Origin of the sequence: Dethiothermospora halolimnae (assembly GCF_037577855.1) — a bacterium.
Classification (GTDB): Bacteria; Bacillota; Clostridia; order Tissierellales; family VENL01; genus Dethiothermospora; species Dethiothermospora halolimnae.
On the sequence record NZ_JBAKFX010000021.1, the window covers coordinates 45,622 to 57,017 of the forward strand.

The 11,396-nt window shown below is 35.2% G+C and carries 10 protein-coding genes and 1 rRNA gene; all 11 read left to right on the forward strand.

Annotation, left to right across the window (positions count from 1 at the left end):
* The first annotated feature begins 24 nt into the window (after nt 1-24).
* On the forward strand, nt 25-1,572 hold the full coding sequence (locus V6137_RS10285; protein ID WP_425447840.1) for an acyl-CoA carboxylase subunit beta: 1,548 nt from the start codon (nt 25-27) through the stop codon (nt 1,570-1,572).
* 26 nt (nt 1,573-1,598) lie between these two features.
* A complete protein-coding gene (locus tag V6137_RS10290) occupies nt 1,599-1,979 on the forward strand; it encodes an OadG family protein (RefSeq protein ID WP_425447841.1) in 381 nt (126 codons plus the stop codon).
* A 30-nt stretch (nt 1,980-2,009) separates the two neighbouring features.
* Entirely contained in the window at nt 2,010-2,414 is a 405-nt protein-coding gene (locus V6137_RS10295; protein ID WP_425447842.1) for a biotin/lipoyl-containing protein, read from the forward strand.
* Between the two features lie 32 nt (nt 2,415-2,446).
* Nucleotides 2,447-3,574, forward strand: a complete 1,128-nt coding sequence (locus V6137_RS10300; protein WP_425447843.1) for a sodium ion-translocating decarboxylase subunit beta — start codon at nt 2,447-2,449, stop codon at nt 3,572-3,574.
* Between the two features lie 207 nt (nt 3,575-3,781).
* Nucleotides 3,782-4,765, forward strand: coding sequence for a biotin--[acetyl-CoA-carboxylase] ligase (locus V6137_RS10305; RefSeq protein ID WP_425447844.1), 984 nt, complete (start codon nt 3,782-3,784; stop codon nt 4,763-4,765).
* Between the two features lie 124 nt (nt 4,766-4,889).
* Complete coding sequence (locus tag V6137_RS10310) at nt 4,890-5,657, forward strand: type III pantothenate kinase (protein WP_425447845.1); 768 nt, start codon at nt 4,890-4,892, stop codon at nt 5,655-5,657.
* Nucleotides 5,658-5,720: 63 nt separating this feature from the next.
* Nucleotides 5,721-6,695, forward strand: coding sequence for a tRNA dihydrouridine synthase DusB (gene dusB / locus V6137_RS10315; protein WP_425447846.1), 975 nt, complete (start codon nt 5,721-5,723; stop codon nt 6,693-6,695).
* 169 nt (nt 6,696-6,864) lie between these two features.
* A complete protein-coding gene (locus V6137_RS10320) occupies nt 6,865-7,761 on the forward strand; it encodes a hypothetical protein (RefSeq protein ID WP_425447847.1) in 897 nt (298 codons plus the stop codon).
* A 171-nt stretch (nt 7,762-7,932) separates the two neighbouring features.
* Entirely contained in the window at nt 7,933-8,409 is a 477-nt protein-coding gene (gene greA / locus V6137_RS10325) for a transcription elongation factor GreA (protein WP_425447848.1), read from the forward strand.
* A gap of 16 nt (nt 8,410-8,425) precedes the next feature.
* Complete coding sequence (gene lysS / locus V6137_RS10330) at nt 8,426-9,907, forward strand: lysine--tRNA ligase (RefSeq protein ID WP_425447849.1); 1,482 nt, start codon at nt 8,426-8,428, stop codon at nt 9,905-9,907.
* Between the two features lie 492 nt (nt 9,908-10,399).
* A 16S ribosomal RNA gene (locus tag V6137_RS10335) occupies nt 10,400-11,396 on the forward strand; the annotation flags it as partial.

Consider the following 11,396-nt stretch of genomic DNA (forward strand, 5'->3'; position numbering starts at 1 on the left):
CCAAGCTTGGTGAGGAGGTTTAAAATGGCTAAGGAGAAAATAGAACAACTAAGGGCTGCCAAAGAAAAAGTTAAACTTGGCGGTGGAGAAAAGAGAATCGAAAAGCAACATAGTAAGGGTAAATTAACAGCTAGAGAAAGAATTGATCTTTTGCTTGATGAAGGGAGCTTTATTGAAGTTGATACCTTTGTTGAACATAGGTCTACAAACTTTGGTCTAGAAAAGAAAAAGACTCCTGGAGAAGGGGTAGTTACCGGTTATGGTACTGTAGATGGAAGACTTATATATGTGTTTGCTCAAGATTTTACTGTAATAGGTGGAACCCTTGGGGAGATGCATGCTAAGAAAATATGTAAAATTCAAGAGATGGCAATGAAGATGGGGGCACCTATCGTAGGTATCAATGACTCCGGTGGAGCAAGGATTCAGGAGGGAATAGATGCACTATTTGGATATGGGAATATATTCTATAACAATACGGCTGCATCGGGTGTTATTCCCCAGATTTCTGCCATAATGGGGCCCTGTGCCGGTGGAGCAGCCTATTCTCCAGCACTAATGGACTTTATATTTATGGTTGATAAAACTAGTAAAATGTTTATAACAGGACCTGCAGTTATTGAAACTGTAACGGGAGAAAAGGTATCGGCTGAAGAATTAGGTGGAGCTATGACCCATAATAAAACCAGCGGTGTGGCTCACTTTGTTGAAAATAATGAAGAAGAATGTATAGAAAATATAAAGAGATTACTTAGCTTTTTACCATCAAATAATATGGAGGAAGCACCGGTATTTGATACTGAAGATGATATGAATAAAATTAGTGAAAAATTAAATGAAATAATACCCGATAGTCCAAATAAACCCTATGATATGAAAGAAATAATATCGGAGCTTGCTGACGGTGGTGAATTTTTCGAAGTACAACCATATTATGCCCAAAATATTTTAACCGGATTTATTAGACTTAATGGACGTTCAGTGGGAGTTATTGCAAATCAGCCTAAGGTATTGGCAGGATGTTTAGACATAAATGCATCGGATAAATCTTCAAGATTTATTAGAACATGTAATGCATTTAATATACCCCTATTAAACCTTGTTGACGTACCAGGATTTTTACCGGGAACAGGCCAAGAGTTTGGGGGAGTTATAAGACACGGAGCTAAAATGCTTTATGCATACTCTGAAGCAACAGTGCCTAAGGTTACGGTAATTCTTAGAAAGGCATATGGCGGTGCCTATATAGCTATGTGTAGTAGACACTTAAAGTCAGATATGGTACTGGCATGGCCAACAGCAGAGATAGCTGTAATGGGACCTGAGGGTGCAGCGAACATTATATTTAGAAAAGATATACAAAATGCCGATGATCCAGTTGAGACTAGAGCTGAGAAAATAGAAGAATATAGAGAAGCTGTTGCTAATCCATATGTCGGGGCATCTAGAGGATATATTGATGATGTAATCGAACCTATGACAACAAGACAAAGGATAATAAGTGCCTTTGATATGCTTTCAACTAAGCGTGAAAGTAGACCTTCTAAAAAGCATGGAAACATGCCAGTATAGGCTATCTGATAAAAAGAGGTGATATTTTGGATAAGTTGAAAATAGGCGAAAAATTGTTAGAACAAAACGGAATTTTAGGGGCTGTACTAATTGCTATAGTTAGTATGGTAGTGGTTTTTGCTACTTTAGTATTGCTTTCTTTAATTCTTAAAGGATTTAAAACTTTATTTTATAAGGAAGATAAAAAGAAACCTATAAAAGCTATAGATAAAAATACTAAACCTAAAGAAGAATTGGTCAAAGAAGATAATGACGATGAAGAATTAGTTGCAGTTATAGCAGCTGCAATAGCTCAAAGTTTATCAAGACCAGTTTCAGACATAAGGATAAAAAATATAACAAGGGTTCCCCAAAGTACATCAGCTTGGGCGAAGGCAGGTATACAGGAACAAACTCGTAATTTCTAATAAAAACATTGTTATGAGGGAGGCAAAATAATGAAAAAATATAATATAACTGTTAATGGGAAAACTTATGAGGTTGAAGTGGAAGAAGTAGGTGGAGATAGTACAATAAGTGCACCAACTGTATCAACAAAAACTGAAAGTAGACCAAAATCAGCACCAAAAAAACCATCTAAACCAGCACCGAAGAAAGAGGCTCCAAAGGCTAAGGCTGTACCACAAGGAGCTGAAACAGTGGAAGCGCCTATGCCGGGAACTATTTTAGATGTAAAGGTAAATGAAGGGGATAGTGTTAGCGAAGGTCAGGTTTTAGCTATACTAGAAGCTATGAAAATGGAAAATGAAATAGTTGCACCAAGGGCTGGTACAGTATCGGCGATAAACGCAGAAAAGGGAGCATCTGTAAACGCAGGGGACCCTATAATTTCTCTTGAATAATAAAACTAAACTTAGAAAGAGAGGTAACCTAAATGTTAGAGATACTTCAGGAATTTTGGACAAGTACCGGTATATATAGGATATTTGATGGGGAATGGAAAAGCCTTGTTATGTTTATTGCGGCAATTATCCTTTTATATGTGGGAATTGCTAAGAAGAAGGAGCCCTATCTATTAATACCTATTGCATTTGGAATGCTACTTGTAAATATGCCCGGTGCCAATCTAATGGGAGATGAAGGATTATTACATTATATATATTGGGGAACTGATAAAGGTGTCTACCCTGCCCTTATATTTCTATGTGTTGGAGCAGGTACAGACTTTGGACCCCTTATAGCAAACCCTAGAAGTTTATTACTAGGTGCAGCTGCCCAATTTGGTATATTCTTTACCTTTATAGGGGCAATATTACTTGGTTTTAAAGGTGCAGAAGCAGCAGCTATATCTATAATAGGAGGGGCAGATGGACCTACAGCCCTATTCTTAACAGGTAGATTAGCTCCCCACTTATTCGGACCTATAGCAGTTGCAGCCTATTCTTATATGGCTTTAGTACCGATTATTCAGCCGCCTATAATGAAGTTATTTACTACAGAAGAGGAAAGAAAAGTAAAGATGGAGCAATTAAGGCCGGTCTCAAAAAAGGAAAAAATTATTTTCCCTGTAGTAGTTGCTTTTATTACTATATTAATACTACCTGATGCAGCTCCTTTACTAGGTATGCTTATGTTTGGTAACTTAATAAAAGAATCGGGTGTGGTACCGAAATTAGCAGAGGTTGCTCAAGATTCATTAATGTATATAGTAACAATTCTCTTAGGGATTACTGTTGGAGCTAAGGCGAATGCAACAGAGTTCTTAACATTACAGACATTAGGAATATTAGGTTTGGGGCTTGTAGCCTTTGCAATAGGGACTGCCACAGGAGTATTATTTGGTAAAATAATGTATAAATTAAGTGGAGGTAAGATAAACCCTCTTATAGGGGCAGCAGGGGTATCTGCTGTACCTATGGCAGCTAGAGTTGCCCAGCAAGAGGGACAAAAAGCTAATCCATCCAATTTCTTATTAATGCATGCAATGGGACCAAACGTAGCGGGAGTTATTGGTTCGGCAGTGGCAGCAGGATTATTGCTTAAGATGTTTTATGTGGGATAGTATATTAAAGAAGAAAGTAGAAATAAAAAAACTTAGTGGCTTTGCCACTAAGTTTTTTATTTTATACCCTGTACCTTGTACTTTGCACTATTTAGTTGTTGGGGGATTCGTAATCCCCCAACTAATTATCTTTAAACTCTGCGTTATTTTAAAACAAGTGATATAATAATTTCTAGATGATGATAACAGTAAAAGGGGTGTGAGAAATTGAGAGAAGATATACTTAATTTACTTAAAAATACTGATGATTTTATATCAGGACAAAAAATAAGCGATAAATTAAATGTTAGTCGTACTTCCATATGGAAATATATAAATGGATTAAAGGAAGAAGGATATAAAATAGAATCTGTTTCAAGAAAGGGGTACAAACTTATTTCTAGTCCCGATGTTCTTACATATGAGGAAATAAAAGATCTCCTAAAAACAGACTATATAGGGAAAAAGATATTTCACTATGATACAATAGACTCTACTAATACAAGAGCAAAAGAGTTAGTATCAAAGGGAGAAGGGGAAGGAACTATAGTAATCTCAGAGGAACAGACCTTAGGAAAAGGAAGATTAGGAAGACAATGGCAGTCTCCTAAGGGGAAGGGTATATGGATGTCAATAATATTAAAACCAGATATAAATCCTGTGGATGCTAGTAAAATAACCCAAATTGGAGCTGCATCGGTTTGGGAAGCGATTAGTAAAATTGGTCTTAAGCCTTATATAAAGTGGCCCAATGATATAATATTGAATAGTAAGAAAGTAAGTGGAACATTAACAGAGATGAGTGGGGAACTTAATCAAATAAATTATGTTGTTATAGGCATAGGTATAAACGTAAATGCAGAAGCTGAAGATTTTTCAGAGGAAGTTAAGCCCATAGCTACTTCTATTAAAGCGGTATTAGGCAAAAAAGTTTCGAGAAAACATCTTGTGGCAGATATATTAAATAAGTTTGAAGTTCTTTATAATGATTTTCTAAGTAGTGGAAGCATCAGCAAGTCCATAGAGATATGTAGGAAGGGTTCAAAAATTATAGATAAGGAAGTTAGGTTAATATCTAGGGGAACTGAAGAAAAGGTTAAAGTTATAGATGTTACTGAGGATGGAGAGTTACTTGTTAAAGATGTTAATGGCAATATAAAAAAAATAATATCTGGTGAAATATCCGTTAGGGGATTAGAGGGATATATATAATAAATATTTATGTTGAATAAGTTTTAGAAAATTGTTAGAATTAATATGAAATTGTATTAGATAGGTTTATCTTTATGGATATTGAATATATTTAAGGCTATAATAAAGAAAAGAAGGTGAAGTTTTGATTTTAGTTTTTGATGTAGGAAATACAAATATTGTTTTGGGAGTTTATGACGGAAGTAAACTCATAAAGGACTGGAGAATATCAACAGACAAAAATAAAACATCAGATGAGTATGGGGTTCTTATTAATGAATTATTTAAATATAACAATCTAGACTTAAAAAGCATGGAAGCTGTTATTATATCCTCGGTTGTGCCTACGTTAATGTACTCTCTAGAGGCTATGAGTATTAAGTATTGTGATAAAAAACCCATAATAGTTGGACCAGGTATAAAGACTGGGATGAATATAAAGTATGATAACCCAAAGGAAGTGGGAGCAGATAGAATAGTTAACGCAGTATCTGCCTATGAGAAGTATGGAGGACCTCTAATAGTAGTTGACTTTGGCACCGCTACAACTTTTTGTGCAATATCTAAAGAGGGAGAATATTTAGGAGGTGCCATAACTCCAGGCATAAGAATATCCAGTGAAGCATTATTTAGTAGGGCAGCTAAACTACCTAAGGTTGAATTATCAAAGCCAAATAGTGTTATATGTAAGAACACTAAAAGTAGTATGCAAGCTGGTATTGTATATGGATATGCGGGATTAGTGGATGCTATTGTTGGAAAAATGAAGAAAGAATTAAAGGGTGAGGTTAAAACAGTAGTGGCCACTGGAGGATTATCAAAATTAATAGCAAGTGAATCTGAAACCATAAATAATATAGATAAATATTTGACACTAGAAGGGTTAAGAATAATCTATGAAAGGAACAAGTAGCTAGGTAAAGCTGCTTGTTTCTTTTAAAGTTACTAGGATATAGAGGTAGAATGGAGTGATAAGGTGAAGATAGGGAATGTGATAACAGATAACAATATATTTTTAGCTCCTATGGCCGGTGTTACTGATGTGGTATTTAGAGGTATATGTAAGGAGATGGGTGCAGGGCTTATATTTACAGAGATGGTTAGTGCTAAGGCTCTTTATTATAAAGATAAAAAGACGGAAAAGTTAATGCTTATTAACGAGAAAGAAAGACCTACGGCAGTTCAAATATTTGGTTCTGATCCAGATATTATGGCTAAGATAGTAAAGGATAATCTAAATAACAGAGAAGATATAGATATTATAGATATAAATATGGGTTGTCCAGCTCCTAAAATAGTGAAAAATGGCGATGGAAGTGCCCTTATGAAGACTCCTAAATTAGTTGGAGATATTGTAAGTAGTGTGGTTAAGGTATCAAAAAAGCCTATAACAGTTAAGATAAGAAAAGGTTGGGATGAAGATAATATTAATGCCATAGAGATAGCTAAAATAGCCGAGGAATCTGGAGCCCAAATATTAACTATCCATGGTAGAACAAGGGAGCAGTTTTATTCTGGGGTTGCAGACTGGAATATTATAAAGGATGTAAAGGACAATTTATCAATACCTGTAATAGGTAATGGAGATGTTTTTACACCGGAAGATGGGAAAAAAATGATGACCTATACAGGTTGTGACGGTATAATGATAGGTAGAGGCTGTAGAGGGAACCCTTGGATATTTAAAAGAACAGAAAAGCTATTAAAAACAGGAAAAACCTCACCAGAACCTACTGATAAAGAAAAAATTGAAATGGCAATAAAGCATTTAGAGTTAATGTGTAATTATAAAAAAGAAGTAATTGCTGTGAAAGAGATGAGGAAACATATAGCTTGGTATATAAAGGGTATGAAGTATTCCGCAGAAATGAGAAATGAGATTAATAGATTATCAGAAAAAGAAGAAATGAAAGAAGCTCTTTATAGCTACATTGAAAGTATAGTGAAATAGAGCTTGCATACCTATAGCTACTAAGTCATATAATAGACTATAAAATATACAAAAGTCTAGTAGTGGGGGGGATATATTTTGTCAGGGTGAATTTATATATATAGTAAGACCTAATTTATATAAAAAGTTTTTAAGTAATAATAAATACAAATTGGTTCCCACATCTTTATTGATTAAATTCAAAAACAAGATAAAGCCTAGAGTAGTATGTAAATACTCCAGAGAAAACAGAGATAGTATACTAGGAGTTGGAGTGGGGATTAATATAACTAATGAAGTCGATGATAGAAAAAATTATATAGATAAATTAATAGATAGTGTCAACCTATTGAAAAAGGAAAATACTAAAACTATTTTATTAGATAATATATATGAATTTAAATATAGTGAAGTTGTTGATATTGAGAAGAAAACTAATTTAAAGGTGCCATATGGAAGATGGATTAAAGTGAAATTATTACCTAATGTACTAATGAGAATATGTGAGTATAATGATATTGATTTATATGAGAGAAATATATTAATAATAGGGGATGATAGTGAAGATACAAGTGAAGTAATTGATAGTTTAGCCGATAAGGTTAATTATTTATCTTTAGTATGTGAAGATTGTAACTTCGGTATGAAAATGAAAGGAAAGATACTTTTTAATTATGGCTTATCCATAGAAACTGTGAAAACCGTTAAAGATTTAAAAAAATATAAAGTTATAATAAATTTAAATAATAACATAGATATTAATCCCTATAGAATAAATAAAAATACGATGATATTTGATTTATCTAATAGTAGAAAAGTATCTAGGAATTTAAATGATAAGAGAAAAGATGTGGGAAGCATTGAAGACTTTATCTTAGTTAATAAAAGCAACGTGAATTCAGATACAGAAGAGTTTGAAATGGATAAAGAGGTTACATCAAATATATATGATAACCTTAATGACAAAGTAGATTTGAAACATTTTGCTAAGATAATGGTAAATAAAAAGATGTATACTATTGAAGAAATGTCTAAGTTATTTTTAAATAATAAAAATAATATGTCAAAATTCCATGTAAAATGTTAGAAATAAACCATAGATAAAGTCTTGACAATGTAAAGTTACTAAATTATAATATTCAACATATATGAAGATATAAATAGTTTAACTATAAGGATCAATATACAAATATAAACAGTTTATTTATAGATACCTTTAATTCAAAAAATAATAATACAGAAAAAGGAGAGAGTTAAAGTGGCTGGGAAAGAAATTTTTATAACTGCTCAAGGGTTAGAAAAGTTAGAAAACGAACTAGAGGAAGCTAAAACAGTTAAGAGGAAAGAAGTGGCTGAAAGAATAAAAACAGCTTTGGCATTTGGGGATATAAGTGAGAATTCGGAATATGATGAAGCAAAAAATGAGCAGGCGCAACTAGAGGAAAGAATAGCTAAGTTAGAGAATATGATAAGAAATGCTAGGGTAATAAAAGAAGATGAGATATCTTTAGATAAAGTTAATGTAGGGAATAAAGTTAAAGTTAAGGACCTAGAATACGATGAAGAGATAGAGTATACCATAGTTGGTTCAGCTGAATCAGATCCTTATGAAGGTAAAATATCCAACGAGTCTCCGGTAGGAGAAGCTCTTATAGGTAGTAAAGTTGGAGAAGTAGTTGAGGTACAAATACCAGACGGTGTAATTAAATATGAGGTAATTGAGATTAATAGGTAATTAGGAGGTAAACGTTATGATGAATGATGAAAGTAACTTAAATGAAATGCTTCTTTTAAGAAGGGAAAAGTTAAATAAATTAATTGAAATGGGAAGAGACCCTTTTAAGATAGAGAAGTATGATGTAAGTCATAAAAGTCAATATATAAAAGATAATTTTGATGAAATGGAAGGAAAAGAAGTAAGTATAGCTGGAAGAATCATGTCAAGAAGAGGTCAAGGTAAGGTAGGTTTCTATGATATACAAGATAGTGAAGGTAGGATACAACTATTTGCTAAAGTGAATCTTATAGGAGAAGAAGACTATGAGTTATTAAAAACCTACGATATAGGAGATATTATAGGAGTAAAGGGAGAAATATTTAAAACTAAAAAAGGTGAAATATCAGTAAGGGGAAAAGAAGTAGTACTATTATCTAAGTCCCTTCAAATATTACCTGAAAAATGGCATGGACTTAAGGATCCAGATTTAAGATATAGACAAAGGTATGTTGATTTGATAGTTAATCCAGAAGTAAAGGAAACATTCATAAAAAGATCAAAGATAATGAAGGCTATAAGGGAATATCTTGATAACAAGGATTTCTTAGAAGTTGAAACTCCTGTTTTATCAACATTAGCTGGAGGGGCATCGGCAAGACCATTTATAACACACCATAATGCGTTAGATATAGAAATGTACTTAAGAATATCCCTTGAACTTCCCCTTAAAAGGCTTATAGTAGGTGGATTTGATAGGGTATACGAGATGAGTAGAGTATTTAGAAATGAGGGGATGGATGCAAGTCATAACCCTGAATTTACATTACTTGAGTTATATCAATCATATACAGATTATGAAGGCATGATGGAGTTAGTTGAAAGTTTATATGCCCATGTGGCAGAAGAAGTCACAGGGGCAACTAAGATTACTTATCAAGAACAAGAAATAGATTTAACTCCCCCATGGCCAAGGGTAAGAATGGTTGATGCAGTTAAAGAGCATACTGGAGTCGACTTTGATAGTATAGATGATGTGGAAAAAGCAAGGGAAGAGGCTAAAAAACTTAGGGTAGAGTTAAAAGGCAATGAAACTATTGGTGAGATTATAAGTGAAGTATTCGATGAATATGTTGAGGATAAATTAATTCAACCAGTATTCATTACCCATCATCCAGTTGATATATCACCATTAGCTAAAAAATCACCGGAAGATCCTAAGTATACCCACAGGTTTGAACCTTTTATTTGTGGAAGTGAAGCAGGTAATGCATTCTCTGAGTTAAATGACCCAATAGATCAAAAAGAAAGATTTTTAGCTCAAACTAAGAAGAGGGAAGCTGGAGATGATGAGGCCCATATGATGGACTATGACTTTGTAAATGCACTGGAAGTAGGAATGCCTCCTACAGGTGGCCTTGGTATAGGTATAGATAGAATGGTTATGTTATTTACAAATCAGTCATCAATTAGAGACGTTATACTATTCCCTACTATGAAACCGTTGGAAAATAAATAATAGAGAATAAAGAATAGATAAGGTGCAAAGTGGCCAAAGGCCACTTTGTGTTTTTTTTTTATTATGATGAAATTTTACGACCATGGGGAGTAAAATAACCATATCTATTCTTTATTCTCTATTATCTATTCTTTAAATAAAGGTGTTAGAATAATATTCGTTGTCTTGGGAAAAGATATGATTTAGGAAATAAAAGTAATTTCTAAAATTCCTTGACATAAGATTAAAGATTTGATATAGTGTTAAGAGTCGTCAACAAAAACGACAAGTCGATACAGGGGTAGCTCCAAATTGATTTGGAGGTTATCTTGAAAAAAGATTCAAAAAGATTCTTGACAGATTATAAAAAATCTGTTATAGTATTAAGAGTCGTAACAAACAAGTTTGGTCTTTGAAAATTAAACAGTGCAAGTCAAGCACATCCCAGATATTAATTTGAGATGAAAAACATTTAACACCAGCGTCACATTGAGTGACAGGTAACAAAACTTTTAATTTGAGAGTTTGATCCTGGCTCAGGACGAACGCTGGCGGCGTGCCTAACACATGCAAGTCGAGCGTGAAGCTATTTATTGAACCTTCGGGTGATTTAAATAGTGGAAAGCGGCGGACGGGTGAGTAACGCGTGGGAAACCTGCCCTATACAGGGGGATAGCCTCGGGAAACCGGGATTAATACCCCATAAAACCCTAGTATCCCATGATACATGGGTCAAAACGTTAGTGGTATAGGATGGTCCCGCGTCCCATTAGCTAGTTGGTAGGGTAAAAGCCTACCAAGGCGACGATGGGTAGCCGGCCTGAGAGGGCGATCGGCCACACTGGAACTGAGACACGGTCCAGACTCCTACGGGAGGCAGCAGTGGGGAATATTGCACAATGGGGGAAACCCTGATGCAGCGACGCCGCGTGAGCGATGAAGGCCTTCGGGTCGTAAAGCTCTGTCCTAAGGGAAGAAATTTGACGGTACCTTAGGAGGAAGCCCCGGCTAACTACGTGCCAGCAGCCGCGGTAATACGTAGGGGGCGAGCGTTGTCCGGATTTACTGGGCGTAAAGGGTGCGTAGGCGGTCTTGTAAGTCAGAAGTTAAAGCCCTCGGCTCAACCGAGGTAAGCTTTTGAAACTACAAGACTTGAGTGCAGGAGAGGAGAGCGGAATTCCTAGTGTAGCGGTGAAATGCGTAGATATTAGGAAGAACACCAGTGGCGAAGGCGGCTCTCTGGACTGCTACTGACGCTGAGGCACGAAAGTGTGGGGAGCGAACAGGATTAGATACCCTGGTAGTCCACACCGTAAACGATGAGTGCTAGGTGTCGGGGTCGACAGGCTTCGGTGCCGGAGTTAACACATTAAGCACTCCGCCTGGGGAGTACGGTCGCAAGACTGAAACTCAAAGGAATTGACGGGGGCCCGCACAAGCAGCGGAGCATGTGGTTTAATTCGACGCAACGCGAAGAACCTTACCAGGGCTTGACATCCCTCAGACCGTT